The 24680-nt window shown below is 66.3% G+C and carries 28 protein-coding genes; 16 read left to right on the top strand and 12 right to left on the bottom strand.

Features of this window, described 5'->3' with window-relative positions:
• Positions 1–3 precede the first annotated feature (3 nt).
• Together OPU71_RS06385 and OPU71_RS06380 are read left to right on the top strand one after the other, a co-directional pair.
• The gene (locus OPU71_RS06385) at positions 4–2217 is read left to right on the top strand and encodes a DEAD/DEAH box helicase (protein ID WP_267726322.1); all 2214 of its coding nucleotides are present in this window, start codon (positions 4–6) and stop codon (positions 2215–2217) included.
• The gene (locus OPU71_RS06380; protein ID WP_267726321.1) at positions 2217–3362 is read left to right on the top strand and encodes a glycoside hydrolase family 53 protein; all 1146 of its coding nucleotides are present in this window, start codon (positions 2217–2219) and stop codon (positions 3360–3362) included. The genes OPU71_RS06385 and OPU71_RS06380 overlap by 1 nt, the downstream gene beginning before the upstream one ends.
• 17 nt (positions 3363–3379) lie before the next feature.
• On the opposite strand, the gene OPU71_RS06375 is transcribed toward OPU71_RS06380, so the two are convergent.
• Positions 3380–3550, bottom strand: a complete 171-nt coding sequence (locus OPU71_RS06375; protein WP_267726320.1) for a hypothetical protein — start codon at positions 3548–3550, stop codon at positions 3380–3382.
• 411 nt (positions 3551–3961) lie between these two features.
• Between OPU71_RS06375 and OPU71_RS06370 the strand changes: the two genes are divergently transcribed.
• Entirely contained in the window at positions 3962–4456 is a 495-nt protein-coding gene (locus OPU71_RS06370) for a hypothetical protein (protein WP_267726319.1), read from the top strand.
• A gap of 320 nt (positions 4457–4776) precedes the next feature.
• Here the strand turns inward: OPU71_RS06370 and OPU71_RS06365 are convergent, their stop codons facing one another.
• A complete protein-coding gene (locus OPU71_RS06365; protein ID WP_267726318.1) occupies positions 4777–4947 on the bottom strand; it encodes a hypothetical protein in 171 nt (56 codons plus the stop codon).
• A gap of 470 nt (positions 4948–5417) precedes the next feature.
• On the opposite strand from OPU71_RS06365, the gene OPU71_RS06360 reads away from it, so the two are divergent.
• From OPU71_RS06360 to OPU71_RS06350, 3 genes are all read left to right on the top strand, one after another.
• On the top strand, positions 5418–6401 hold the full coding sequence (locus OPU71_RS06360) for a TerC family protein (protein WP_267726317.1): 984 nt from the start codon (positions 5418–5420) through the stop codon (positions 6399–6401).
• A 74-nt stretch (positions 6402–6475) separates the two neighbouring features.
• Positions 6476–7075, top strand: coding sequence for a phosphatase PAP2 family protein (locus OPU71_RS06355; RefSeq protein ID WP_267726316.1), 600 nt, complete (start codon positions 6476–6478; stop codon positions 7073–7075).
• Positions 7072–7458, top strand: coding sequence for a diacylglycerol kinase (locus OPU71_RS06350; RefSeq protein ID WP_267726315.1), 387 nt, complete (start codon positions 7072–7074; stop codon positions 7456–7458). The genes OPU71_RS06355 and OPU71_RS06350 overlap by 4 nt, the downstream gene beginning before the upstream one ends.
• Before the next feature lie 25 nt (positions 7459–7483).
• Here OPU71_RS06350 and OPU71_RS06345 read toward each other — a convergent pair whose 3' ends face one another.
• Positions 7484–7654: a hypothetical protein gene (locus tag OPU71_RS06345; RefSeq protein ID WP_267726314.1), complete on the bottom strand. Its 171-nt coding sequence runs from the start codon at positions 7652–7654 to the stop codon at positions 7484–7486.
• 437 nt (positions 7655–8091) lie between these two features.
• Here OPU71_RS06345 and OPU71_RS06340 point away from each other — a divergent pair, with 437 nt between their 5' ends.
• Positions 8092–9186: an NADH:flavin oxidoreductase/NADH oxidase gene (locus OPU71_RS06340; protein ID WP_267726313.1), complete on the top strand. Its 1095-nt coding sequence runs from the start codon at positions 8092–8094 to the stop codon at positions 9184–9186.
• 101 nt (positions 9187–9287) lie between these two features.
• Here OPU71_RS06340 and OPU71_RS06335 read toward each other — a convergent pair whose 3' ends face one another.
• On the bottom strand, positions 9288–9503 hold the full coding sequence (locus OPU71_RS06335) for a hypothetical protein (RefSeq protein ID WP_267726312.1): 216 nt from the start codon (positions 9501–9503) through the stop codon (positions 9288–9290).
• A gap of 264 nt (positions 9504–9767) precedes the next feature.
• On the opposite strand from OPU71_RS06335, the gene OPU71_RS06330 reads away from it, so the two are divergent.
• Positions 9768–10934, top strand: coding sequence for an alpha/beta hydrolase-fold protein (locus tag OPU71_RS06330; RefSeq protein WP_267726311.1), 1167 nt, complete (start codon positions 9768–9770; stop codon positions 10932–10934).
• A gap of 176 nt (positions 10935–11110) precedes the next feature.
• Here the strand turns inward: OPU71_RS06330 and OPU71_RS06325 are convergent, their stop codons facing one another.
• A complete protein-coding gene (locus OPU71_RS06325; protein WP_267726310.1) occupies positions 11111–11482 on the bottom strand; it encodes an S-adenosylmethionine decarboxylase family protein in 372 nt (123 codons plus the stop codon).
• Between the two features lie 123 nt (positions 11483–11605).
• Between OPU71_RS06325 and OPU71_RS06320 the strand changes: the two genes are divergently transcribed.
• Positions 11606–12355, top strand: coding sequence for a GGDEF domain-containing protein (locus tag OPU71_RS06320; RefSeq protein ID WP_267726309.1), 750 nt, complete (start codon positions 11606–11608; stop codon positions 12353–12355).
• A gap of 45 nt (positions 12356–12400) precedes the next feature.
• On the top strand, positions 12401–12892 hold the full coding sequence (locus OPU71_RS06315) for an OmpA family protein (protein ID WP_267726308.1): 492 nt from the start codon (positions 12401–12403) through the stop codon (positions 12890–12892).
• A 101-nt stretch (positions 12893–12993) separates the two neighbouring features.
• On the opposite strand, the gene OPU71_RS06310 is transcribed toward OPU71_RS06315, so the two are convergent.
• Entirely contained in the window at positions 12994–13359 is a 366-nt protein-coding gene (locus OPU71_RS06310) for a VanZ family protein (protein WP_267726307.1), read from the bottom strand.
• A 199-nt stretch (positions 13360–13558) separates the two neighbouring features.
• Between OPU71_RS06310 and OPU71_RS06305 the strand changes: the two genes are divergently transcribed.
• Positions 13559–14113, top strand: a complete 555-nt coding sequence (locus tag OPU71_RS06305) for a hypothetical protein (RefSeq protein ID WP_267726306.1) — start codon at positions 13559–13561, stop codon at positions 14111–14113.
• A gap of 9 nt (positions 14114–14122) precedes the next feature.
• On the opposite strand, the gene OPU71_RS06300 is transcribed toward OPU71_RS06305, so the two are convergent.
• The gene (locus OPU71_RS06300; protein ID WP_267726305.1) at positions 14123–14440 is read right to left on the bottom strand and encodes a DUF3301 domain-containing protein; all 318 of its coding nucleotides are present in this window, start codon (positions 14438–14440) and stop codon (positions 14123–14125) included.
• The gene (locus OPU71_RS06295; RefSeq protein WP_267726304.1) at positions 14437–14655 is read right to left on the bottom strand and encodes an RNA-binding S4 domain-containing protein; all 219 of its coding nucleotides are present in this window, start codon (positions 14653–14655) and stop codon (positions 14437–14439) included. Before OPU71_RS06295 ends, OPU71_RS06300 begins: the two co-directional genes overlap by 4 nt.
• A 101-nt stretch (positions 14656–14756) precedes the next feature.
• Here OPU71_RS06295 and OPU71_RS06290 point away from each other — a divergent pair, with 101 nt between their 5' ends.
• Positions 14757–15995 carry a DUF1615 domain-containing protein gene (locus OPU71_RS06290; protein WP_267726303.1) on the top strand — a complete coding sequence of 413 codons (1239 nt, stop codon included), beginning with the start codon at positions 14757–14759 and terminating at the stop codon, positions 15993–15995.
• A 56-nt stretch (positions 15996–16051) separates the two neighbouring features.
• Here OPU71_RS06290 and OPU71_RS06285 read toward each other — a convergent pair whose 3' ends face one another.
• Both OPU71_RS06285 and OPU71_RS06280 read right to left on the bottom strand, forming a co-directional pair.
• Entirely contained in the window at positions 16052–16492 is a 441-nt protein-coding gene (locus tag OPU71_RS06285) for a pullulanase-associated domain-containing protein (protein WP_267726301.1), read from the bottom strand.
• A gap of 73 nt (positions 16493–16565) precedes the next feature.
• Entirely contained in the window at positions 16566–17168 is a 603-nt protein-coding gene (locus tag OPU71_RS06280; protein ID WP_267726299.1) for an ACP phosphodiesterase, read from the bottom strand.
• A gap of 291 nt (positions 17169–17459) precedes the next feature.
• Here OPU71_RS06280 and OPU71_RS06275 point away from each other — a divergent pair, with 291 nt between their 5' ends.
• Positions 17460–19076 carry a sensor domain-containing diguanylate cyclase gene (locus OPU71_RS06275; protein ID WP_267726298.1) on the top strand — a complete coding sequence of 539 codons (1617 nt, stop codon included), beginning with the start codon at positions 17460–17462 and terminating at the stop codon, positions 19074–19076.
• A 12-nt stretch (positions 19077–19088) separates the two neighbouring features.
• Here OPU71_RS06275 and OPU71_RS06270 read toward each other — a convergent pair whose 3' ends face one another.
• Complete coding sequence (locus OPU71_RS06270; RefSeq protein WP_267726297.1) at positions 19089–20096, bottom strand: hypothetical protein; 1008 nt, start codon at positions 20094–20096, stop codon at positions 19089–19091.
• A gap of 400 nt (positions 20097–20496) precedes the next feature.
• On the opposite strand from OPU71_RS06270, the gene OPU71_RS06265 reads away from it, so the two are divergent.
• The gene (locus tag OPU71_RS06265) at positions 20497–21225 is read left to right on the top strand and encodes a TonB family protein (RefSeq protein ID WP_267726296.1); all 729 of its coding nucleotides are present in this window, start codon (positions 20497–20499) and stop codon (positions 21223–21225) included.
• 52 nt (positions 21226–21277) lie between these two features.
• Here the strand turns inward: OPU71_RS06265 and OPU71_RS06260 are convergent, their stop codons facing one another.
• Complete coding sequence (locus tag OPU71_RS06260) at positions 21278–22084, bottom strand: YaeF family permuted papain-like enzyme (protein ID WP_267726293.1); 807 nt, start codon at positions 22082–22084, stop codon at positions 21278–21280.
• A 110-nt stretch (positions 22085–22194) separates the two neighbouring features.
• On the opposite strand from OPU71_RS06260, the gene OPU71_RS06255 reads away from it, so the two are divergent.
• Together OPU71_RS06255 and OPU71_RS06250 are read left to right on the top strand one after the other, a co-directional pair.
• On the top strand, positions 22195–23235 hold the full coding sequence (locus OPU71_RS06255; protein ID WP_267726291.1) for a CobW family GTP-binding protein: 1041 nt from the start codon (positions 22195–22197) through the stop codon (positions 23233–23235).
• A 38-nt stretch (positions 23236–23273) separates the two neighbouring features.
• Entirely contained in the window at positions 23274–24671 is a 1398-nt protein-coding gene (locus tag OPU71_RS06250; RefSeq protein ID WP_267726289.1) for a M28 family metallopeptidase, read from the top strand.
• Positions 24672–24680: the final 9 nt, after the last annotated feature.

Below are 24680 nucleotides of genomic sequence, written 5' to 3'. Positions count from 1 at the left end.
GCCATGACCACACCCGAAACACAAACCCCCGCCATCACCTTCGCCGAGCTCGGCCTGCCCGAAGCGCTACTGCGCGTGCTCAGTGAAGTGGGCTACGAAACCCCCTCGCCAATCCAGGCCCAGTGCATTCCGCACCTGCTGGAAGGCGCCGACATCATCGGCGAGGCACAGACCGGCACCGGCAAGACGGCCGCCTTCGCGCTGCCGATGCTCGCCCGCATCGACCTGGCCGTGCGCCAGCCGCAAGCGCTGGTGCTCACGCCGACGCGCGAGCTGGCGATCCAGGTCGCCGAGGCCCTGCAGAAGTACGCCCACCACCTGCCCGGCTTCCACGTGCTGCCGATCTACGGTGGCCAGAGCATGGTGGTGCAGCTGCGTGCGCTGTCGCGCGGCCCGCATGTCATCGTCGGCACACCGGGCCGGGTGATGGATCACCTGGAACGCGAGAGCCTCAAGCTCGACGGCCTGCGCATGATGGTGCTCGACGAAGCCGACGAAATGCTGCGCATGGGCTTCATCGACGATGTTGAATGGATCCTCCAGCACACACCGGCCGAGCGCCAGACCGCGCTGTTCTCGGCGACGATGCCGGAGCCGATCCGCCGCGTTGCGCGCACCTACCTGCGCGAGCCACGCGAAGTGAAGATCCGCAACGCGACCAGCACCGTCGAGGCGATCCGCCAGCGCTACTGGACGGTGCGCGGCATGGACAAGCTCGATGCGCTGACCCGCATCCTTGAAGTGGAAGACGACTTCGACGCCGCCATCGTCTTCGTGCGCACCAAGATCGCCACCGAAGAACTCGCGCAGAAGCTCGAAGCACGCGGCATTGCCGCCGCCGCGCTGAACGGCGACATGACGCAGGGCCTGCGCGAACGCGTGATCGAGCAACTGAAAAGCGGCGCGCTCGACATCGTCGTGGCGACCGACGTCGCCGCCCGCGGCATCGACGTGCCGCGCGTCTCACACGTGATCAATTACGACATCCCCTACGACACCGAAGCCTATGTGCACCGCATCGGCCGCACCGGGCGGGCGGGGCGTACCGGCAGCGCGATCCTGTTCGTCAGCCCGCGCGAATTCCGCATGCTCAAGACGATCGAGCGCGTCACCCGCGCCACGATCGAACCGCTGCGCCTGCCTACGCGCAGCGAGGTCGAAGTCAAACGCGCCGAGCAGTTCAAGCAGCAGATCACCGAGGTGATCGAGAACGAAAAGCTCGAATACTTCGTCGAGCTGGTGAGCCAGATGGAAGACGAGCAGGACCTCACCGCGCACGAGATCGCCGCGGCGCTGGCCTGGATCGCCCAGCGCGAACGCCCGCTCAAGCTCGACCCGGCCGAGTGGCCCGATGAGCCCGCGGCAAGGCCGGAACGCGAGCGCGAACGCCCGACGCGTGAGAACCGCGACGAGATCCTCGCCAAGCGACGCGAGTTCTCTGCCGGTGCGCTGGCGCGCTACCGCATCGCGGTGGGCCGCAACGACGGCGTGATGCCGAAGGAAATCGTCGGCGCGATCGCCAACGAAGGGGGCATCGAAGGCCGCTTCATCGGCCAGATCAACCTGTTCCCGGACTTTTCCACGGTGGAACTGCCGCGCGATCTGCCGGCCGATCTGCTTCAGCAACTGGGCGCAATCCGCGTACGTCGCCAGGCGCTGGCGATCCGCCTGCTTGAAGAAGGCGAAGCCGACGGCATGGACCGCCGCCCGCCGCGCCGCGAGTTCCGCGAAGAACGCAGCGGTGGCGGTTGGGGCGGTGGTGGCCATCGCGAAGGCGACCGTGGCGCGCCGCGCTTCGACGAGCGCAAGCCGCAAGGCCGTTGGGGCAACGACCGGCCGCAGGCTGATCGCCCGCAAGGCGACAGGCCGCCGCGCCCGCAGGGCGACCGTCCGCAAGGCGAACGCAGCTGGGGGGATCGGCCCCCGCGCCCCTACGGCGACCGCCCGCAGAATCCGCGCCCCTATCCGGATCGCGCCGCGAGTGATCGCCCGGCCGGCGATCGTCCCCGCAGTGATCGGCCCTATGGTGACCGGCCTGCGGGGGACCGCCCCTACGGTGATCGCCCGCAAGGCGATCGTCCTCAAGGCGACAAGCCTTGGGGCGACCGCCCGGCGCGGCCGCAAGCTGACCGCCCGGCCCGCCCCTGGGGCGATCGGCCGCCGAAACCCGGTTTCAGCGGTGAGAAGAAGCCCTGGGGCAAGAAGCCAACGCGCTGATGCGGCGCGCGGCGCAAGCGCTGCTGACTGCCTTGTTGGCAGCAGTGGCGCTGTGCTGCACGGCGGCACCGCCGCTGGCCGATAGCGGCGCCTTCATCAAGGGTGCCGATGTGTCCTTCATCCCGGCGCTCGATGCGGCCGGGGTGAAGTTCAGCGCGAATGGCCGGTCGCAAGAGCTGCTGCAAATCTACCGCGAGGCCGGCTTCAACCTGATGCGGGTGCGCCTATGGGTGGGGCCTTCACCCCACAACGCCAGCGGCGCCAGCAGCCTGCAAGAAGTGATCGCGCTCGCCAAGCGCATCCGCGCCAGCGGCATGCGCTTCATGCTCGACTTCCACTACAGCGACTGGTGGGCCGACCCGCAGCACCAGACCACGCCCGCCGCATGGGCCAACTTGCCCCTGCCGGCGCTCGCCGATCAGGTACAGCGCTACACCCGCGATTGCCTCGTCGCGCTCGACCAGGCCGGCGCGCGACCGCAACTGATCCAGCTCGGCAACGAAACCGGCGGCGGCTTCCTGTGGCCGCTCGGCCAACTCAGGGGCGATGCCGCATCCTGGGCACGCTTCGGCCAACTGATGCGCGCCGCGCGGGCCGGCGTGGATGAAGCCTACGGGGCCGACGCCGGCGTGCGCATCGTGCTGCATGTGGAAAACGGCGCCGACACCCGCTTCGTCGAACACTTCTTCGACGGCGTCGCGCGTGAGCAGATCCGCTACGACGTGATCGGCCTCTCGTACTACACCTTCTGGGGCGGCGCCGAGGCCTTCGACACCCTGCCGCGCCTGCTCGAAGGCTATGCCGACCGCTACCAGAAGCCGGTGCTGCTGGTCGAAACCGCCTACCCCTGGACGCTGGACTGGCGCGGCACCGCGCACAACGCAGTCGGCACGCATGAAGGTCTGCTCAAACGCTTTCCGCCCACGCCGAACGGGCAGGCGGACTACCTTGCCGCGCTCACACGGCAGATCCAGAGCGCCGCCACGCCGGGCGAAAAGGGCTGGATCTACTGGGCGCCAGACTGGGTCGCGACGCCCGACTCACTCCAGTCGAACTGGGAAAACATGACCCTGTTCGACTTCAACAACCAAGCCCTGCCGGGCCTGTTCGTACAACCGGGCACCGCGCCCGTTCAGGCACCGTAGGCGGCCGATCGAATTCCTCAGCCGCGCTCCGCATCCACCGACGCCACCGCCACCGGCACCTCCACCACCGCCTGCGCGGCCACCTGCTCGTAACCGACGACCGTGGTGCCGAGGCACATCACGGTGCCGATCACGGCGAGCAAGCCTGCGACGATTTTGTGACTGTTACGGATCAGTTGGGTTTTCATGGCTTTTCCTCTCACTCTCTGCTTTTGGGGCCGCAGCATCCGTTCGGTATCGATCGGTGCTGCGTTGAGTGAAGGATGGCGGAGCGCCGAATCGGTCGCGACCGGCGTGCGATGAACTGCAGCAAATGCGGGGCAGAGTGCTGAAAACGCGGACCGGAAGCGTCATTGCTCGGGCGCCTTCCTCGCCACCTGGGTTCAGGCTGAGGCGCAGGCCTCGTCCGCAGCGGCGTGCGGTGCTTCACGGACGCCACGGATCTGCCGCTACGGGTGTCGCCCACCTATCACCGTTGGGCTTATCGACACCCGTCGTGCTCGGCTCGCTACCGGGTTGTGCGCCGAGGCGCTATGCTCGCTGCGCACGCCCGCTTGTGCGGTGCGGCAGCTTTGGCAACCAACCCTTGGAGCAACCGCATGGCATGGGAAGTCGAGAATCCGCCCTCGATGATGGTCGAGATGGCGTACAACCTGTTCAACAAGACCAAGTCCTCGGACTTGCCGGCACCCAGCGGTGCGTGGGGTATTGATGACAGGGTCTGGGCCGCGCTGATTGATCTGACCCGAACCAACTGCAAGGCCTTGGGTATTCCGGTCACGAATGGAAACCAACTCAAGGGCATGTGCATCTGGGCCTCGGTCGTCGCGGCAAAGTTCTACGTGCACAAGTTCGCCTACATCGATTCACGCGTGATTCGCGTCAAATCCACTTCGGATCACTACTTCGTATCGGTCCGCGGCAAAGCGGCGGCCGGCATCTGCGACATTACCTGCAACCAGTTCGGTGGCCCGGATTTCATTGCCGGCTCGGTCAAGGACGTCAAAGGCCCGGCCCAGAAGGTCAAGATCGGTGGATTGAGCCTTTACGACGCCTACGCGCTGGGCGCGAATTCAGGCACCTTCGTGATCTGATTGCTTTGCAATCGCCGCGCCGCCGCAGCGCTTCAAGACTACCCGTCGCAACCGGGCAGCTTGAAGTTCTGGAACAGGCTGCGCCACGTGGATTCGGCGACCGCAAAATGGGCGAGTGCGAGTTTCGCCCCCGGTTTCCCAGCGCATCAGCGATGCCAGTGAGACCGCGTACTCGGCCACGCAACGCCTGCGGCACATCCGGTTCCGATGGCCTGTGTGCAGCAAATGCAGCGCCTGGCGCCTGCGTTTCATTTCTTGTGAAGGTGAAAGCGCCTGCCACCCGGCAGGCCATCGCGACAGTGCGCCGCTGACACGCAGGGTCAGCCCCGGTCCGCCTCCACCGACGCCACCGCCAACGGCACTTCCACCACCGCCTGCGAAGCCACCTGCTCGTAGCCCACCGCCGTGCTGCCCAGGCACAGCACGGTGCCGACCACGGCGAGCAGGGCTGCGACGACTTTGTGGCTGTTGCGGATCAGTTGGGTTTTCATGACGGTTCCTTTCACACTTTGTCGGGGGCTGCAGCATCCGTTTGGTGTCGATCGGTGCTGCGTTGAGTGAAGGATGGCGGCGCGCCGAATCCCTCGCGACCGGCGTGCGATGAGCTGCGGCAAACGCGGGGCAGACTGCGGGATTCCCGGATTAATCCGGCGGTCAGCGGGGGTCGGCTTTGCACCCGGGCGCGCGACGAATTAGTTGACGAAATTAGTCGGGCAATCTATCTTGAAAGCGTCCCAAGGGGGAGTAGCTCTCCACCGGCGTGTCGTCAGTACGGAAAGGCCAGCGTGCTTTCCCGGTGCGTCGGGCAACCAGCCGTTGTTTTGTGCGGAGGTTGTGAGCAAGACCTTTGCCGCGCAGGCGAAGGTCCGTTTCCAGAATATCGGTCGGCACGCCTTGCGCGCTGGACACCGGAACTGCTGCAATGCAGCAGCGAACTGGAAACAACTTGGGAGCCAATTCAATGGAAACAATCGGCACATGGTGGATGTGGGCGGGCTTCTTCGCCATCGTCCTGGTGATGCTCGCGATCGACCTTTTCGTGGTGGGTGGCGGCAAGCAGCATCGCGTTTCGTTCAAGGAAGCGGCCACCTGGTCCGGCATATGGGTGGCGGTGTCCTTCGTCTTCGCCGGCGCGCTGTGGTGGTATCTGGACGGTAGCGCGGGGCGCGAGGTGGCGAACGCGAAAACGCTGGAATACGTCACCGGCTACCTGATCGAAAAGTCGCTGGCGGTCGACAACGTCTTCGTCTGGCTGATGCTGTTCAGCTTCTTTGCGATCCCGATCGAACTGCAGAAGCGGGTGCTGATCCTGGGCGTGCTCGGGGCGATCGTGATGCGCACCATCATGATCTTTGCCGGCGTCTGGCTGATCGCCAAGTTCCACTGGATCCTCTACGTTTTTGGCGCCTTCCTGCTGATCACCGGCGTGAAGATGTGGGTGTTCGCCGACCAGAAGCCGGATCTGGGCAACAACCCGGTGATCAAGTGGATCCGCAAGCACATGAACGTGACCGACGAGCTGCACGGTGAGCGCTTCTTCGTCATGCGCGAGCAGGCCGGCAAGCTGGTGCGCTACGCGACGCCGCTGTTCCTCGTGCTGGTGCTAGTGGAGATCACCGACCTGATCTTCGCGGTGGATTCGATCCCGGCGATCTTCGCGATCACGACCGACCCGTTCATCGTGCTCACCTCCAACGTGTTCGCGATCCTCGGTCTGCGCGCGATGTACTTCCTGCTCGCCGACATGGCCGATCGCTTTTCCTTGCTCAAGTACGGCCTGGCGATGGTGCTGGTGTTCATCGGCGTGAAAATGCTGCTGATCGACCTCTACAAGATCCCGGTGCTGTTCTCGCTGGGTGTGGTGGCGGCGATCATCTTCACCTCGATCGTGCTGTCGCTGCGCAAGGACGCCCGCGCAGGCGCCGGCCCGCAGGCGGGGGGATAAGGATGAGCCGGCGCGGCGCGTGGCCGCCCCCTGCAAGTGGCGCCAAGGCGGCCCTGGACTGGCGCGTACTCGCCTTGATCCTGACGGCGCCGGCGATCCTGGTGTTGGGCGCCGCGATCACCTGCCCCGCGGGGGAATGCCGGGCCGGCGCCTTCGACACCGGCGGCCTGGCGCTCGCGGCGACCGCGCACGGGCCGCTGGCCGATGCCTTCTTCCGCGCGGTGACCTGGGCCGGCTCGGTCCTGGTGCTGGGGCCGCTCGCGCTGCTCCATGCGGCAATGCACTGGCGGCGTCAGCCTTCGGTCGCGGCATTCTTCGTCCCAGGCGCCCTAGCGGGCGCGGTGCTGATGGCCCATGCAATGAAGCTGGCCCTCGACCGCAAGCGCCCCGCCCTCGCGGCATTGATCGACATGCCGATCGACGCCAGCTTTCCCAGCGCCCATTCGCTGCAGATCGCGGCCTTCATCACCGCCTGGCTGGTCGCCCCGGGCCGCAACGCGGCACCGTGGCGCACCCCGGCGATGATCGCCGGCACAGCGCTGGTCGTGCTGGTTGCCTGGTCACGGCTGCACCTTCAGGTGCATTTTCCGAGTGACATCCTGATCGGCCTGATCGCGGGCCTTGCGTGGCCCCTGACGCTGCGGCACTTGCCCACCTGGAGTTCGGCACGATGAGACACAAATTCCTTGGCATTGGCGAACCCGGCTACCACCCCTGGCGCAAGGTGAAAACCGTGTTCTCGGGCCTGCGCTATGCCGTCATCTACGACTGGTCGGTTACCTGGAAACTGGGGCTATCGGCCATCGTGCTTGCGCTCGCGTTCCACTTTCGCGAGTGGCTCGACGTCTTGCTGATCCTACTTGCAACCGCCTTTGTGCTGGTGGCCGAAATCTTCAACAGCGCAATCGAGGCCCTGTGCGACTTCGTTGAAACCCGCGAGAACCATAAGATCAAGGTGATCAAGGATATGGCCGCCGCCGCCGTCGGTATCGCAATGGCGGTATGGCTGGCCGTGATCGCAACGGAAACGGCCGAGCTGCTGCGCGCCTTCTGGTAGGCCTGACGCGCGCATCAGCCGCCGATCAAGTCCGCCGGGCATCAAGCGACGCCACCGCCAGCGGCGCCGCAACGGCTGCCTGTGAGGCGACTTGCTCGTAGCCCACCACGGTAGTGCCGACGCACATCACCATCCCGAGTGCGGCAAGCAAACCGGCGACAACTTTGTGGCTGTTGCGGATCAGTTGGGTTTTCATGGCGATTCCTTTCGTGCTTGGTCGGGGGCCGCGGCGCCCGTTCGGTGTCGATTGGTGCTGCGTTGAGTGAAGGATGGCAGCGCGCCGAATCGGTCGCGACCGGCTTGCGATGAACTGCGGCAAACGCGGGGCAGACTGCGCAAACGGGTGATGAATCGCACGCAGGGGTGCGCGCCCGGGCCGCGCGTTCAAGCGGGTAACGCCAGGACCGCCGCGCGCGCTGTCAGCCCGGTAAGGTGCTGGCGCCGCACGTTCGCTTGAGCGAACGGCGCAGACGGCTGGAGCAGGCTGCGATACCCTCGACCACGCGCGGCAAGCTTGGCACGATCAAGGCTGCAAACCTGCGCGGGCCACTGCCGGCACAACAGCCGCGCGGCCATCGACAAGATCGTGCTTGAAGGATGCTGAGACACACACGCCGCAACAAGGAAAACGCCATGAGCCAACTCTTCACGCCGTACTCGATCGGCCCCCTCCAGCTTGAAAACCGCATCGTGATTGCGCCGATGTGCACCTACTCGGCCGAAGACGGCCATGCCACCGACTGGCACCGCATCCACCTTGGCCAGCTTGCGTTCTCGGGCGCGGGGCTGCTGATCATCGAAGCGACCGCAATCGAACCCGAGGGGCGCATCTCCCCGGCCGACCTCGGCCTGTGGTCGGACTCGACTGCGGCTGCCTTGGGCGACGTGCTCAAGAGCGTGCGCAAGTACTCGGCAATGCCGATCGCGATCCAGCTCGCCCACGCCGGCCGCAAGGCGGGCAGCGCGCCACCGTGGCTGCCCGCTCAGCGCGGTGACTGGCAGACCGTGGCACCCTCAGCACAGGCCTTCAACGACATCGACGCCGCCCCGGCCGCCCTCGATTCGGCGGGCCTGCAACGGGTGTTGCAGGGCTTCGTCAGCGCCGCGCAGCGCGCCCACCGCATCGGTATCGACGCGATCGAGATCCACGCCGCGCACGGCTACCTGCTGCATCAGTTCCTCTCGCCCTTGTCGAACCTGCGTACCGACGAATACGGCGGATCGCCGGAGAACCGCATGCGCTTCCCGCTCGCGGTATTCGATGCGGTGCGCGAATCGGTACCGACGAGCATGCCGGTCGGCATCCGCATCTCGGCCACCGATTGGGTCGCGGGCGGCTGGGACATCGAGCAGAGCGTGGTGCTGGCGCAAGCGCTGGCCAAGCGCGATTGCGCCTTCATCCATGTATCCAGCGGCGGGCTCTCGCCCTTGCAGGCCATCACACCAACGCCGAATTACCAGGTGCCACTGGCCGCGCGCATCCGATCCGAATCAGGGCTGCCGACCATCGCGGTCGGCATGGTCACCGAGGCCGAGCAGGCCGAAGCGATCATCGCCAACGGCCACGCCGACATGGTGGGCGTCGCCCGCGTGATGCTCTACAACCCGCACTGGCCCTGGCATGCTGCCGCCAAACTTGGCGCGCAGATCAGCGCACCGCCGCAGTACTGGCGCTCACATCCCGTGGGCATGCATCCGCTGTTCAAGCCTTCGGCGATCACCGCATAGCTGCACCGCAGCGAGACACACGACAAATCGACCCCGCGCCGCAACACTCCGGCTGACCATCGCCGCCTGTGTCGGCCGCGGGGCTGCGGGCAAGCGTGCCGCTACTGGCAACCGAGCTCGTCGCGGTTCTTCTTGTGATCCTTGGCAAGGCGCTCGCGCTGCGCGTCGGTGTTGGCGCCACCGCGCAAGGCGCGACCACGCTCATCGTAGATGCGCTGCATGTCTTCGCAGATGTCCCGCTTGCGCTCGGAAGCGGTGCTCGGACGCGCTTTCGCATCACTTGTCTTGCCGTCCCTGGCTGGCTCTTCGGCTTGCACACCGTCGGGCTCATTGAACCCCGCAGGGGCCGTCAGGCGCGGCTTGCTGGCATCGGTCGCGGTGGGCGGCTGGTCGCGTTTAGTTCAGGTCGGTGATGCCTTCTCCAATCACGCGTCCGTCGCCAACTTCTTCACGGGTGACGTTCGCCACCTCGGCGGAAGTCAATTGGCATGACTAGACTCCTTGCAAACAGTAAGTCGTCCCCATGAGGTCGATCGTCATTGCGGCTGCTCAGTGCTTCTTCATGACAAACGGAGATCCGTATGTGTATCGCATCACGCTGGGTAGCACCCCTGCTTTGCAGTCTGCTTGTCGCCTGCGGCGGCAACGATGCAGTCGAACCCACGCCAGCCCCCGACCCCTCGGCGAGCTACCAGATGATTGAGTCGAAGGTGACAGCCCTGCCTGCGGAAGAGCTGACCGAGTTTTCCGACAAGGAATACCTGCTTTACCTGCCCGCTGGCTACGAGAGCAGCGATGACAAGCAGTGGCCCTTGATCGTCTTCCTGCATGGCTCGGCGCCCGACTCGAACGGGAAAGACATGACGATGTTGCGCAATGACGGGCTCATGTATGCCATCAACAAGTCCGGGGTTCGCCCGGCCGCTATCGTCGTGGCGCCGCTTGCAAAGAATGGCGCCTTCTTTCGCCGCGACGCCGTCGATGCGGCGATTCGCGACGTCCAGGCCCGCTACAAGGTCGACCCTGAACGGGTCAGCCTCACCGGCATGAGCCTTGGCGGAATCACGGCATGGAACATCAGCCTTAGCTACCCTTACCGCTTCGCTGCCGTGGCGCCCGTCGCCGGCGGTTTGAGTACCGAGGTCGCCAATCGCTACATCTACGACGATGCGTTCTGGGGTGGTGCCTTCAAGGCACTTGCCGCCACGCCGTTCAAAGTGTTTCACGGCTCCAACGACGAAGCGGTGCCCATCGCGTACGCCGAGCATGCGGTGCGGCTGCTGACAGCCGCCGGCGGGCAGGTGGATTTTCAGCGTGCGAGCACCAATCACATCGGAACCGCCGGTTTCGCCTTCACCCAGCAACTTGCCGACTGGTTGATCTCACAGCAACGCAGCAACGCGAACAGCAGCCACCCGCCGATCGATCGCCCGGAACGCTATGTTGGCCGTTTCGTGAGTTATCAGTACGACCGAACAGGGCGGGTTGAAAGTTGGGGCGAGTTCCGGGCGGATACTACTGGCACCCTCAGGCAGACCGGAGAGGACTGGGGTGTCGCTCCCTGGCAGCTAATGCACCTAGGCGATTCGCGCTTCATGGATCCGTTCGGAACGGTGTATTGGCTCGGTAAGCCCGACCCGGTTTCGGAGCAAATCCAATGCAGGTATATGCTGGATCAACCATTCGGCAACTATGGGAGCTACGGCATCGAGGGCACCCCAAGACTTGGTTCAGGCGTGCAGTGCTGAAGACCAGGGCATCACCGCCCCGGCTGCTGGCCAGCAGTGACGGTGCAAGCTTGCCTAGACTTATCCCAGCACAGGCCTGAGCCGAAGGTTCGGGCCTCACTTGCGCAAAATGCACCGAAGCGGGCGCGCACGGCGCCGGGGAGATTGCGCCACCACCCGGCCACCGGCCGTGCCCGCTATACGCCTCGCATCAAGCGGTTACGCGTCACCCGCCGTGGCTCAAAGCGCGCCAGCAGCGCCGCGACCAGCGCCTCGGCACGCGCGGAGTTGTCGGCCGAGTAGTTGCACACGTAGGCATCGAGCGTGACGCCGCGCACTTCCGGCCAGGTGTGCACCGCAAGATGCGATTCGGCCAGCAGCAGCACACCGGTGATGCCGGCAAGGCCATCGGGCGGCGCCGGAAAACGGTGAAACAGTTCGGACACCAGCGTCAGCCCGGCAGCCACGGTGTCTGCGCGGCAGGCCGCGGCAAGCGCGTCCAGGTCGCTCAGCAGGGCATCGCTGCAAGCGCAATCGAGCAGATCGGCGGTGAGGTGGAGTCCTTGCATGGGTGGCATTCGCGCGGGTTCGGGGCGAATGGTGCCACAGCACGGGCGCTGAGTTCGCAGTATGCTTTGAGGCTCTGCGGGCGCTTGCGATGGCCCGCGCCGTCGGCCCCGTCAGGAGTGTCCATGGACGCGCACCACCACACGGCCCGATCAGCCCCTGGCAGCGGCATGGGGCAGGTTGCCGATACCCTGCTGCATATGGGGCCGCGCCGCGGCCTGTTGCTGGCCACCACGCTGGCGGTGGTCCTCTCGCTGGCGCTCACGCTCGCCGCGCACGCGATTGCCGGCAATCTGCCGGATCTGACTGCCTTGTTGATCGCCGCGCTGGCGCCCCTGATCGCGGTGCCGATGTGCTTTGCACCTTTCATGCGGCTCTTGCAGGCGCTCGAAGCCATGCGCCTTGATCTGGCGCGGCTTGCCCAGATCGACGAAACCACACACGCCTTCAACCGCCGTTTCTTCCTGCAGATGGCGCAGCGCGAATTTGACCGCGCCCGCCGCTACGGGCACCCGCTGGCGGTGGTGATGATCGAGATCGCCGATTTCGCCGCAATCCTTTCGCGACACGGGCACAATGCCGGCGACGCGAGCCTGCGGCGCCTGGCCGGCATTGCACTGGGCGGCACCCGCACGCTCGACGTTGTGGCACGGCTGGAAGGTGCGCGATTCGCGCTGCTGCTGCCGGAGACCGATGCGAAAGCGGCGGCACAGGTGGCGCTGCGCCTGGCGCACGAGTTGGTGAGCGAACCGATCCAGTGGGCCGGTGGCGAACTGGTGGCCGATGCACGAACCGGGTTTGCCGCCATCGAAGCCGAGGACGAGGCACTCGATACCTTGCTCAGGCGTGCCGAGAGAATGCAGCGTGCCGGGTGATCAACCCGCCGCAGGGCTTTACGAACTTAACCGAAGGAGAGAGCTGTGGACGAGCAGGACGATGGCGTAAACATCGCGTTGTGGGTGGTCGGCTTCATCATCGCGCTGGTGCTGGGTCTGGTCATAGGGCTGGGCATCTACACCAAGAACCAGGCGATGGGCGGTGCCGCCGCCGCAGTCGCCGCCGAAGCCCCCGCCGCTGACGAGGCCCCGGCGCCGGTCGGCGAAGCCCTGGTAAAACTGTACTTCGCGGTCGGCGATGCCATCCTGCCCGAAGACGGCGCCGCCGCCGTCGCGCGCGTGGAAGAAGCGGCCGCCGCCAAACCGGATGCGCTGGTGCTGATTTCCGGCTTTCACGACGCCTCCGGCGATGCCCACCGCAATGCCGAACTCGCCAAACAGCGTGCGCTGACGGTGCGCGACGCATTGCTTGCGGCTGGCTTAGCCGACACGCGCATCAAGCTGCGCAAGCCGGCCGTCACCGAAGGCAGCGGCGACAACGCCGAAGCACGCCGCGTGGAAGTGCACATCCAGTAGTAGAACGGTGGGCGGCGCCCGCATAGCACCCCGCCCCAGAACGAGCCCGACCCGCCGTTGATCAGCAAGCGATCGCGGCGGGTTTCTCGTTCACCGGCCGGCTAGAAACCCAGGCGCAAGAGCCAGCGTTCGAGCATTGGCAGCCCGCTGGGCAGACGCGGCGGCGCAGCCAGCATGCCCAGCAGCACACCGCAAGTGTTGGCGAACATGTCCAACAGATCGAAGGTGCGATAGCCGCTCAAGCCCTGCAGCACTTCCATCAGCACCCCCATGCCGATCAGCAGCAGCGCGGCGCGCAAACGCTCGCGCCCTTGCAAGAGCAGTCGCGCGAACCAGGCGCCCAGCGCGCCGTAGGCCATCAGATGGCCGCTCCAGTTGCCGGGATCGCCCGGCACTTCCGGCGGTTTGGGCATCAGCGAGAACACCCCCACGAGCGCCACTAGCGCCCAGCCGATTCCCCACCACAAACGGCGGTATCGCGCGGGGCCCCCGCCCATCCATGCTTGATTGCCCTGATCCGGCATCTTTGATCCTGAAACGACTAATCCGCGCGATTGTAGGCGGGCGTGCTTACAAGTGATTGCATCTGCACCCGCGGCATACGCACCTGGCAAGGCCGGTGCCCCTAAAGTGCGCGGCATTGCACCACACGTATGCGCTACCGCCATGATCCGCCGCCTCCTGCTGCCTTGCCTGAACGCCCTGTGCGCCACCCACCCGCTCCACACCGCCCTTGCGCAGGAAGGGCGGCGTGGCCCGCCTGCGGGCGAAGGCGGCATGCAGCGTGGCGGGCCCGGTGGGCCGCGCGGCGAGATGGGCACCGAGCGCACCGAGGACAGCCTGGCAATCCAGTTGCGGACGCTGCACGACGCCTTGCAACTGGATGCGCGGCAGGAAGCACTCTGGCTGAACTACGCCGACAAGATCCAGGCCTTCATCAGCGACATGCAGCGGCCCAACCAAGCCGGCACCAAGCCCGACGCGCCGCACCGCATCGAAGCCCGCATCGCACCACTGCGAAACCGCCTCGCAGCGCTCGAGCAGATCAGCGATGCCGCCGAGCGGCTTTACCGCAACCTCGATGCCCGGCAACGGGAATTGGCCGATGAATTGCTGGCGGATACCGTGCCGCTGCTGCCGGATCGAATCGATCTGCCCGGCGGCCCCGCTACTGGCAGCCGCGAGGCTGGCCCGCCCGGCATGGGCAGGCGGCGCGGCTGAGCCCGCGGCTCAGTGCAGGATGCGCAGCCCGGTGTAGAGGCTGACGACTTCGGCGCCCACCAAGGTGACTTCCCCTTTGCGCCGGTTATCACCGGTGTCGGAAAACTCGAAGGCGTAGGTGCGCTGCAGCCGCAACTGGCCCTCATCGTTGCGGGCCAGGCGGATCTTGGCGATGGCAACCGTTTCATCGAGCAACTGAAGCCCCTCTCGCTCGCAGGTCTTGCGCGCGGCCACCACGCCGGCATCGCGTGCGCGCAGGCTGTCGAGCCACAGCCAGACCAGACCCGCCATCGCCAACAGGGCCGATAACTCCCAGCCGCCGATCATGCTGCCTGCACCCGCACGGTTTCACCCGCGGCACATACGCGCTCGCCCCCGGTGAGCTTTCGCGTCTTGCGGGTTTCGATCTTGCCATCAACCGTCACCAGACCCTCGGCGATCATGCTCTTGGCGTGGCCGCCCGACTGCGCAATCGACAGCAGCTTGAGCAGATCGCATAGCGCGACATGCTCGCGCGTCAGAACAAACGTGTGGTCAGCCATCATGAAAAAGCCATTCGGAAGGACGCCAAGCTTACCGCGTCTGGCCGCGTGCCGGCTTCGCTCGCTTATCATCAGCAGCCCCTGCTGCCCCTTCCCTTGCGATGATCCGCCTGCAAGCCCTCTGCCTTGGTTCTGCCCTCTTGCTCACGGCCTGCGCCACCGCGCCGCAAGCCCCTTCCCCGGCAGCCCCGGTAAGCGAGGCGCCCGCTCAGGCCGAACCCGGCAGCGCGACTGCACCGCTCTCGCCCGGTGCGACCGATGTGTCGCGCCCGCCCGCGCCACCGCCCACCCCGGCCCCACCGGCACGCCCGCCCTACCTTAACGAACGCGAAGGCGTCGCTTTGGTGCAGCGCTTGCTGCCATCCAAGGCAAGCGATCGCAAGGGCTGGGCGGAGGACATCTTTCGCGCCTTCGCCGCGCTTCAGCTGCCCCCGACAGTCGATAACTTCTGCGCCGCAATCGCGGTGATCGAGCAGGAATCGAGCTTCATTGCCGATCCGCCGGTGCCGGGGCTCGGCCGCATCGTGCGCGAACAGCTCTACGCCAAGGCGGCCGCCTATCTGCTGCCGTCTGCGGTGGTGGACCTCGCACTGCTCAAGCCCTCACGCGATGGGCGCAGCTATGGCAAGCGCATCGACACCCTGCGCACCGAAGGGGAGATGAACGCCCTGTTCAACGAAATGGTGGCCGAGCTCCCAGACTTTGCGAAGGCGCTGGGTAACAAGAATCCGATCCGCACCGGCGGGCCGATGCAGGTGTCGGTGGCCTTTGCCGAAGAACAGCTTGCCACGCGCCCCTACCCCTATCCGCGTCGCGGCAGCGTGCGCGACGAGGTCTTCACCCGCCGCGGCGGTGTGTACTTCGGCATCGCGAACCTGCTCGACTACCCGGCGAGCTACCCGACACCGCTCTACCGCTTTGCCGACTTCAATGCCGGCCGCTATGCATCGCGCAACGTCGCCTTCCAGGCTGCGGCCGGCCGCCTCGCGGGCCGGGCCCTTGCGCTCGATGGTGACTTGCTGCGTTACCGCGACGGCAAGGCCCTGAAGGAAACCAGCGGCACCGAAGCGGCCCTGCAATCGATCGCGCCGCGTCTTGAGCTGAACCATGCCGCAATCCGCCGTGATCTGCTGCTCGAAAAGTCGCCCGCCTTCGCACAAAGCCCGCTCTGGGCACGGGTGATGGCGCTGGCCGACAAAATGGCCGGGGGCAGGGTCGCGCGCGAGCAGCTGCCGCAGATCCGCCTCGAAAGCCCGAAGATCACGCGCGAGCTCACCACTGAATGGTTCGCCAGGCGGGTGGACGGCCGCTGGCGGCAATGCCTGCTGCGCCAGCCCTGAAAAGCAAAAAGCCCGCTACGCGGTGCGAGCGGGCTTTCTGCCTGATGCGGAGAAAATCAGTTGCGCGGGCGTGAGTTGTAGATCTTGCAATCACCCTGGCGCAGCCAGATTTCCTGTCCCTGAGTGGCCAGATTGGTGGCCAGCGTCAGCTTATGATCGTTCGGGCAGCTCTTGTTGCCCTTGCCGTCGGTAATCAGGAATTCCATGTTCGTGGCGCCTTCACCCAGCGGCACGTCGTAGAACACGCCATAGCCGTCCTTGCGGTTGAAGCGCCAGTTACCCGGCCACTTGGGGGCGCCGTTGCGCGGGCCCTTCCATGCATACACGCCCCAACCGTCGTAGTCCTTGTTCTCACGCTTGAAATGGACACGCAGCGTCCACGGCGCCAGGGCACCTGGCTTGACGGCAGCCTCGGTTTCTTCCGCTTCCTCCTGCGCAAACGCCACAGGGGCGCCAAGCATGGCGACGGCAAACAGTGCAATGAGTGATTTTTTCATGTTGGTATCGGGTCTAGTGTGGTCAGAAAATTAATGCTATTCGTTCAAAGTTTCTCACTCTTGATGGCTTTTGTCATTGCCCGCAAGTCACGCGCGTGATAAGGCGTCGTTCGGCAAAATCGATCGCCGCGGGCATGAAACTCAGGAAGTCCGCCTCGAAACCTGCGTAATTCCGTTCAAGCTCGGCCAGCGCGCCAGCCAGCGGATTGGGCTGGCGCACATGGCGCCGGCTCATGCCGTCGAGCACGAAACCCACTGCGGCCGGCTCGCGGTATGCCGCAAGCCAGTCATCTGATTGCATCAACGGCAGAACTTGCGCAAACCTTGAGGGCAATTCGCCCACATGCAGCGCGGCCTCTTCATAAAGCTGACGGGTAAAGCGCGCCAGCGGCATGGCGTGATAGTGATCCCAGTGCACCGCCAGCAGATGGTCGTAGAAGACATCGACAAGAATCCCCGCGTAGCGCCGCCGGGCCGGGCTGACCCGCGCGCGGCTTGCGCGAAACGCCGGGTGCGAGTCGGCCCATTGGTCGATGGCGCGATGCAGCGCCACACCGGCCGCCAGGCCTGGCGGCAGCGTACCCGGCAACAATCCCTTGACGAAGTCGCCCGCAAGGCCGCCAACGCGGTCCGTGATCGCTGGGCCAGCAAGCAGGGCATGAGCCAGGTAGTTCATTGTTTCGCAGACTCCATTCGCGCGACCGCCTCCTGCAGGTGCCCCATGTTGGGCAAAGGGGGACATTTGCCGCCTTGCTTCAACGCAATTCCTTGGCACAATCGCAAAGCTACGCTCCAAGGTTTGGTTCGCGCCGGGATCGCCCGGTTCCCCACGCGCGCGGGCCAAGCCCTCATGCGGGCCCGGGTGCCGCATCATCGGTTTTGGACAACCCGCTTGCAAAGCACGCGGCGCAATGCGCAAAACAATGACAACCCTGCAGAAACCAGCCCCACTGCCGTAGATCACAGCGTGAGCCCATCCAACCCCCCGCCCTCTGTCCGGCCAAGCCTGAACCGCATTGAACTGCACGCCGCCTGGAACGCGCTGGTTCAATCCTGGCGGCCGATCTGGCAAGCCAGCGACGCCGGCGAGCGCTGGCGCGAGTTCGCGCTGCATTGCCAACGCCTGGGGGAACTGGCCAGCGCCTGCCAGCTCGGCGCGCTCGAAACCCAGATGGCGCCGCTGCTCGACATGCTCGGCAGCGATCGCCGCTACGGTGATGCGGACAAGGCACGGGTTGACCAGTTGCTACCCGCGATTTTCGCCGCGGTGCGCGCCGCGCTCGAAGAGCGGGGCCGGCAAGCCGAACGCAGCAGCGGCGGAGAAGCGCTGCCGCTGGTGGTGCTGCTCGCGCGCGAGGCCCAATCGCACCGCGATCTGCTGGTGCAGATGGAGCACTACGGCTACGCGTTCAAGGTGTTCACCCAGTACCGCCATGGCGTGCGCTACGCGCTGATGAACCGTGCGGTCGCGGTCGTCGCGCAGCTCGACGGCGAGCTAGATGCCGAAACGATCTCGGTGGTCCAGGAAATGAACCGCTGCGGCCTCAAGTGGTTCGCACTATCGGACGAAGGCAGCTTCCGCCTGCGCCTGCAGGCCGTGCGTCACGACGCGCAGGGCTTCTTCGTCACGCCGCTGATGGTCAATTCGCTGGTCGATGCGGTAGACCCGATCGCCTTTGAATCCAAGGATGAGCCCTTCCGCGTGCTCACCCTCGATGATTCGGCCACCGTGCTGGCCAGCATCGAGCGCATTCTCGGCCAGTTCCCCAACCTGCATGTGCGCAGCCTGCGCGACCCCTCGCGGATTCTCGAAACCCTGATGGATTTCGCGCCGGATGTGCTGCTGCTCGACTTTCACATGGATGGCTGCACTGGCCTCGAAGTGGCGCGCATCATCCGCCAGAACAAGTCCTTCGAGTCGATCCCGATCGTCTACCTCACCAGCGAGACCAGCGAATCGGTACAGCAGGAAGCGATGCGCCAGGGCGGCGACGACTTCCTCACCAAACCGATTTCCGCCGGCCAACTGGTCAGCGCGGTGGTGAGCAAGGCCGAGCGTTACCGCGGCCTGCGCCGCCTGATGGTGGAAGACAGCCTGACCGGCCTGTTCAACCATGTGAAGACCAAGACGCTACTGCAGCAGACGTTGCTGCTGGCCGACCGGCAGGGCGTGCCGGTGAGCTACGCGATTCTCGACATCGACCATTTCAAGCAGGTCAACGACACCTACGGCCACACCACCGGCGACAAGGTGATCAAATCGCTCGCGCGCTACCTGCGCCAGCGTATGCGCCGCTCTGACGTCGTGGGCCGTTACGGCGGAGAAGAGTTTGTCGTCGTGCTGTTCGACAGCTCGCCCGCCGATGCGCTGGAGCGGATCGAAACCTTGCGCAAAGGCTTTTCCGGCATCTTCCACCAGACCGAACAGGGCATGTTCTCGGCCACCTTCAGCGCCGGCATCGCGCACTTTCCGGCCTATCCGACGATGATGGAGCTGATGGTCGCCGCCGACGACGCGCTCTACGTGTCCAAGCGCAGCGGCCGCAACCGCTGCTCGATCGCGGAGCGCAGCATTCCCGACTGAAGCGCGCCGCGCTCAGATCGCCAGGCGGCTTGCGTCGGCAAAACTCATCTTGGTGTTGCGCATCGCGCGGCGCGGAAAGCGCACCGGCAGCACCGCCCGCGTGACCGGACGTTCGCGCTCGGCCCGTGCGTAGAGGAAGTTGATCTCGCGCACCGGCTCGGTCGTTGGCCCATCAACCAGCAGATTCATCGCCGTCAGCCGCATCGTGCGGGCGGTTATCTGAACCAGCGACGCCGTCTCTTCCAGCACGCCCTGCAAAACGCTGAACTCATGCTCGAGCACGTCGACACCGGCGCCGGCTGCGGCAAGCGCCTTGCTGTTGGCTTCCAGCTGCGCCTGCAGGGCGGATTGATCGCCCTCATGCACGTCAAGGCCGGTACCGTGTCCGTGCAGCATCTGCAGGCGGGCCTGAAGCAGGGTGCGGTCATCGCCGAGCTGCTTGCGCGCTTCGCGCTGGGCTTCGATGCGTTCAAGCGCCAGCATCGCCAACTCTTCAAACACGCGGCGCCCGGCCACCTTGCGCAAGCCCTCCTGATCAAGCGCCACGATGTGCACGCGCGGGTTCGTGAAGCTCACGCTGGTTTGCGGCACATCGCGCACCAACATCTCGCCGGCCATCGCCATGCCGAAACCCTGCTTTTCGATCAGCGTGGTGCCGAGCACGGTGTAGGCCTCGTCCAGCAGCGGATTCGCCTCGAACAAGGCCTGCAGGGCCTCTGAGCGGCTGAAGGCCTGCACCATGTCATCGGGCGAGACAAAGAAGGCGCCCAGTTCGGGGCTCTGCGACCAGTTCTCCGGCGCCCCGTCGCATGCATCGGGCAGGCGCTTGATGCCGGCACGGATGTGCTGGATCGCCGCGGTGATGCCCGGCACCAGCCGCTCGTGCGCACGGCTGCAGAGCGCCAGCTTCGGATCGGTCTGCCGGATCAGGTAATCGCTTGCCTCACGCACGAGCGCCGGCGATACCGGCTCATCGCCCTCCGGGGTCGCATCCTTGCGCAACCAGTCGAACCATCCCATGACCTGCCCTCCTTCACGACGCACACATCAAGCAGATTGTTGCACTGCCGCGCGGGCGCTGCACAGCCGTGCGGTCAACAGTGCGCCGCACCGGTACGCCGCGCACTGTCGCGGTGCGCCGATGCCTCGGCCCGGCGCGACGCAGCAATGACGCGGTGCATGTTGAACAGCGCCGAAGACACGGGCCACAATGCGGCCCCGCCCGAACAAAGCCTTGCCCGGACAAGGACTAGGCCGTCGTGCGTGATGGATGCCGAACGGGGAACTGAACCCCTTTGCGGCGGATCGACAGATTTGGCGTATTTTTTGCTGCTATCGAATTTTCAGGGCAAGCTGCCGGTGCCACGAGTACCACGGGGCGGCGCGCCAGCATCCACGCGACTTCTGGGGAGTGATTCGATTGACGAGATTGACTGCAGCGCCGGGCCTATCCGCCCCCCGGCGCGGGTGTGGCAAAACCGCACTGGTCGCCACCTGCCTTTACGGCACCCTGATGACGGCAACGCCGGTTGTTGCACAGACCGCGAAACCGGCGCCGCTGAACATCAGCGAGAGCGAAGTCTCTGAAGCCACGCGCCGGCAGGCCGAAGGCCCGATGCGCTTCATCCTGCAGATGGACGCAACGAAAGAGCGCAAGGACAAGGCGCCCGCCGCCAAACCGGCGCCCACGGCAGCGCCGCCAGCGGGCGCGGCCAAACCCAAGCCCAGCGCCCCCGCCACCGCCGCAAGCAATGGCGCCGCCACGCCCAAACCGGTCGAGCCCCCCGCCAGCGCAACGCCCGCAGCGCCCGAGCCGCTGCCGCTCGCCAAAACGGGAGCGCCAGCAGAACCGGCGCCGGCGGCAGCAGCCCCCGTGATCGCCGCTGCGGTGCTTGCGCCGCCCAAGCTGGTCAGCATGGTCGAACCGGACATCAGCAGCGCCACCCGGCGGCGCCTCCAGGGTGCGCAAAGCGCGACCGTGCGTTTCAACATTGCCGCCGACGGCAGCGTAGCCGACGCCGAAGTGCTCAAGGCCAGCAACTCGGCGCTGCGTCAGCCGGTGCTCGACGCCGTCAAGCAATGGCGATACACCCCGCCCGGGCAGGTGGTCGCCCAGACGATTGAATTGCAGCTGGTCGAGGCGGAGTGATGCGCCAGCGGGCGCCGCGGCAGGCGCCCTGGATGCAATTGGCCGGCGCGCCTTAGCCGCCGGCGGCCGGGCGCGATGCCTCGCCCTGCGGCAGCGGGGCGTCCGGCAGCTTCAGGTGCCCGACATAGCTGAGCGGCTGCTCGATCTGCACCGATGACACGTCGCCTTCGCGCATGTGCAGGATGTCCGCCGGTGAAATCCAGGCTGGCTCGGCACGCGTGAGCGGCACGCCGGCCTGCCGGTAGGCTTCGAGCACCAGCTGCGAGCAGAAGAAGCGGTCGTCGCGCACCGCGCGCCTGCCCAGCTGGACGCTTGCAATGCCCTGGATGCAGGCATCGCGCAAGGTTTCCGACACCATCGGCAGCTCGCACAAACGCCGTTCGATGGTGAACGGCGCCTGCATCAGCACGCCAACATAGTTGTACTGGCCGCCCACCCTGGCCTGGGCGAAGTCGCGGATACGCTCGCCGCTGGCCTCATCGACCCGCGGATTGCGGAAAGCCGCGACCATCGACTCCTCGTCGATCACCGCTTGCAGCGAGCGCACGCGCACCCCGTCGCCCACCGCTTCGGCCACCTGATCGCCACCGATGTACAGCGCGGCATGGCTGACCGGCGCCAGCGTGAACAAACGGATGCCCGCCGACGTCAGCCCTTTGGCCGCCGACAGCAGGATGTCGCCGACGCGCAGATGCTCGGCCCCCACCAGCACCGCGGCGTCGTGCCCGGACAAGATCGAATGCTGGAAGGCGATCGGCTTCTCGCCGCCCGGCTTGACGGCCGCAATCGGGTCTTTCGCCACCTGTGTGGCACAGCCCGTACCGCCCAGAAGCACCATCATCAAGAACACGCGCCGCATCACTGAAACACCCCAGGAAACCGAGCCGCGATTGAATCAGACCGCGCCCCGCCGCGCCAGCGGCCGGCGCCGTGCGGCAGGCGCGGGCCGCTTTGCTTAGAATCGGGCGCATGGCCAAACCCATCCCCGTAAGCCTGCTGACCGGATTTCTCGGCAGCGGCAAGACCACCCTGCTCAACCACCTGCTGCGCGACCCGGCGATGGCCGGCTGCGCGGTGCTGATCAACGAAGTGGGCGAAGTCGGGCTCGATCACCTGCTGATCGAGCGGGTGGACGAAGAAGTGGTGCTGCTTGAATCCGGCTGCCTGTGCTGCACGGTGCGCGGCGACCTCGCCCGCGCACTGCGCGACCTCACCCTGCGGCACGAGGCCGGCACGCTGGCGCGGCTTGATCGCGTGGTGATCGAAACCACCGGCCTCGCCGATCCGGCGCCGGTGATCAACACCCTGATGCGCGACCCTTTCCTCGCGCACCGCTTCAGGCTCGATGGCGTGGTGGCCACGCTCGATCCGCGCCATGCCGCCTGGCAGCTTGCCCAGCACGTCGAAGCGCAGCGCCAGATCGCGATGGCGGACCGCGTCGTGCTGAGCAAGTGCGATATCGCCAGCGACGATGAAGTGGCCGAGGCGCATCGGCAGCTCGATGCGCTCAATCCCGGCGCCCAGCGTTTCCTGAGCCGGCAAGGCGCAGTGCCAGCCGATCTGCTGGCCGGCATGGCTCTCTACGACCCGGCGCAACGCGGGCCGGCGGTGGCCGCGTGGCTGGGGGCGGCGCGCATCGCCGCCGCACCGGCCGCGCGGGGCGCCTTCGGCCAGCGCGCAGCAGCGCCGCCTGCCCACGATGGCCGCATCGCCACCCATCTGCTGCGCTTTGACACGCCTTTTGAGTGGGACGCCTTCATCGACGCCATCGACCTGCTGCTGCAGGTGGCCGGCGACCGCGTGCTGCGCCTGAAGGGTTTGGTGAACGTCGCGGGCGAGCCTGCGCCGCGGGTGATCCACGCGGTTTCGCGCGAGCGCTACCCCGAATCCACCCTGCCCGACTGGCCGGACGAAGACCACAGCACGCGCCTGGTCTTCATCACGCTGGACCTGCCGCGTGCGCCGCTTGAGAAAGCGTTTGCCGCGATGTGCGGCGCCACCTCCCGCTAGGGCTTATCCTTGCGGCTTCCCACAAGGAAACCGCCCCCGTGAAACTGCCCCGCCTTGCGGCGCTGCTGATCGCAGCCGCCCCCATGATCGCCCTGGCTGACGATGCCGTCGTCCGTACCGTGCTGGACCGCATCCGCGCTCAGGACATCGAAGCCCACGTGCGAACGCTAGCCGCCTTCGGCACCCGCCACACGATGAGTGAAACCGCGTCGGACACCCGCGGCATCGGCGCTGCGCGGCGCTGGATCAAGCGCGAGCTGGAGGCCTGCAACGCCGCCCGCAAGGGGCGCCTGAAGGTCCGCTTTCAGAGCCACGTCGAACCGGCCGGGCGCCGCATCGACAAAGCCACCGAAATCGTGAACGTCGTCGCCACCTTGCCGGGCCTGGACCCGGCCGCCCGCGCCCGCATCTTCGTCGTGAGCGGGCACTACGATTCCCGCGCGAGCGATGTGATGGACGCCCGCTCCGATGCGCCCGGCGCCAACGACGATGCCTCGGGCACCGCGGCGGTGATGGCCATGGCCTGCGCAATGGCCGATCAGCCGACCGACGCGACGCTGGTTTTCCTTGCGGTGGCGGGCGAGGAACAAGGCCTGCTCGGCGCCGACCGCTTCGCGCGCGATGCCGCGGCAGCCGGCGAGCGGATCGAGGGCATGATCACCAACGACATCATCGGCAGCCCGCTTGGCGACGATGGCGTGCGCCGCGAGCAAACGGTGCGCCTGTTTGCCGACGGCCTCACGCCGATGATCAAGCGGGTGCTGGCCGACCAACGCAACCAGCCCGGCGAAGACAAGTTCGCGCTGGCCGCACGCGAGGCGCTCACACGCATTGCCTTGACCGGCGGCGAGCACGACACGCCTACCCACCAGTTTGCGCGGGCGATCAAGCGCAGCGCCGAACGCTGGCAGCCGGACTTCACCGTGCAACTGGTGGCGCGGCGCGACCGCTTCCTGCGTGGCGGCGACCACCTGCCCTTCCTTGAGCGGGGCTTTGCCGCCGTGCGCTTCACCGAGCCGGTGGAAGACTTCCGGCACCAGCACCAGGATCTGCGCACCGAGGGCGATCACGCCTTCGGCGATCTGCCCGAGTACGTCGACTTCGAGTACGTTGCGCGCGTCACCCGTGCCAACGCTGCCGCGCTGACCAGCCTCGCCCGTGCACCGGCCGCCCCGCAGCAGGTGGTGATGGACACCGCTGCGCTGAGCAACGACACGGCACTGTCTTGGGCCGCTAACACTGAGGCCGACCTTGCCGGCTACCGGGTGGTGTGGCGCGAAACCACCTCGGCGGTGTGGCAAGCGCAGCGCGAGGTCGGGCGCGACACGCGGGTCACGCTCAAGGGCCTCTCGAAAGACAACTACCAGTTCGGCGTCATTGCGGTGGACCGCGACGGCAACGAAAGCATCGCCAGCTTCGCCGGGGTGGCCCGCTGAGCGCGCCTC

Source organism: Niveibacterium sp. 24ML (assembly GCF_026586805.1).
Lineage (GTDB): Bacteria > Pseudomonadota > Gammaproteobacteria > Burkholderiales > Rhodocyclaceae > Niveibacterium.
Note: the sequence above shows the minus strand (reverse complement) of the source record. Positions and strands in the feature narration are given on the sequence as shown.

Coding starts and splice junctions, on each gene's coding strand:
- OPU71_RS06300 (WP_267726305.1), bottom strand. CDS start 14,440: ATGATCGGCGGCTGGGAGTTATCGGCCCTGTTGGCGATGGCGGGTCTG.
- OPU71_RS06325 (WP_267726310.1), bottom strand. CDS start 11,482: ATGCAAGGACTCCACCTCACCGCCGATCTGCTCGATTGCGCTTGCAGC.
- OPU71_RS06255 (WP_267726291.1), top strand. CDS start 22,195: ATGGCCAAACCCATCCCCGTAAGCCTGCTGACCGGATTTCTCGGCAGC.
- OPU71_RS06385 (WP_267726322.1), top strand. CDS start 4: ATGACCACACCCGAAACACAAACCCCCGCCATCACCTTCGCCGAGCTC.
- OPU71_RS06285 (WP_267726301.1), bottom strand. CDS start 16,492: ATGAAAAAATCACTCATTGCACTGTTTGCCGTCGCCATGCTTGGCGCC.
- OPU71_RS06290 (WP_267726303.1), top strand. CDS start 14,757: ATGATCCGCCTGCAAGCCCTCTGCCTTGGTTCTGCCCTCTTGCTCACG.
- OPU71_RS06295 (WP_267726304.1), bottom strand. CDS start 14,655: ATGGCTGACCACACGTTTGTTCTGACGCGCGAGCATGTCGCGCTATGC.
- OPU71_RS06340 (WP_267726313.1), top strand. CDS start 8,092: ATGAGCCAACTCTTCACGCCGTACTCGATCGGCCCCCTCCAGCTTGAA.
- OPU71_RS06330 (WP_267726311.1), top strand. CDS start 9,768: ATGTGTATCGCATCACGCTGGGTAGCACCCCTGCTTTGCAGTCTGCTT.
- OPU71_RS06260 (WP_267726293.1), bottom strand. CDS start 22,084: ATGCGGCGCGTGTTCTTGATGATGGTGCTTCTGGGCGGTACGGGCTGT.
- OPU71_RS06365 (WP_267726318.1), bottom strand. CDS start 4,947: ATGAAAACCCAACTGATCCGCAACAGCCACAAAGTCGTCGCAGCCCTG.
- OPU71_RS06380 (WP_267726321.1), top strand. CDS start 2,217: ATGCGGCGCGCGGCGCAAGCGCTGCTGACTGCCTTGTTGGCAGCAGTG.
- OPU71_RS06270 (WP_267726297.1), bottom strand. CDS start 20,096: ATGGGATGGTTCGACTGGTTGCGCAAGGATGCGACCCCGGAGGGCGAT.
- OPU71_RS06345 (WP_267726314.1), bottom strand. CDS start 7,654: ATGAAAACCCAACTGATCCGCAACAGCCACAAAGTTGTCGCCGGTTTG.
- OPU71_RS06370 (WP_267726319.1), top strand. CDS start 3,962: ATGGCATGGGAAGTCGAGAATCCGCCCTCGATGATGGTCGAGATGGCG.
- OPU71_RS06375 (WP_267726320.1), bottom strand. CDS start 3,550: ATGAAAACCCAACTGATCCGTAACAGTCACAAAATCGTCGCAGGCTTG.
- OPU71_RS06360 (WP_267726317.1), top strand. CDS start 5,418: ATGGAAACAATCGGCACATGGTGGATGTGGGCGGGCTTCTTCGCCATC.
- OPU71_RS06350 (WP_267726315.1), top strand. CDS start 7,072: ATGAGACACAAATTCCTTGGCATTGGCGAACCCGGCTACCACCCCTGG.
- OPU71_RS06320 (WP_267726309.1), top strand. CDS start 11,606: ATGGACGCGCACCACCACACGGCCCGATCAGCCCCTGGCAGCGGCATG.
- OPU71_RS06280 (WP_267726299.1), bottom strand. CDS start 17,168: ATGAACTACCTGGCTCATGCCCTGCTTGCTGGCCCAGCGATCACGGAC.
- OPU71_RS06305 (WP_267726306.1), top strand. CDS start 13,559: ATGATCCGCCGCCTCCTGCTGCCTTGCCTGAACGCCCTGTGCGCCACC.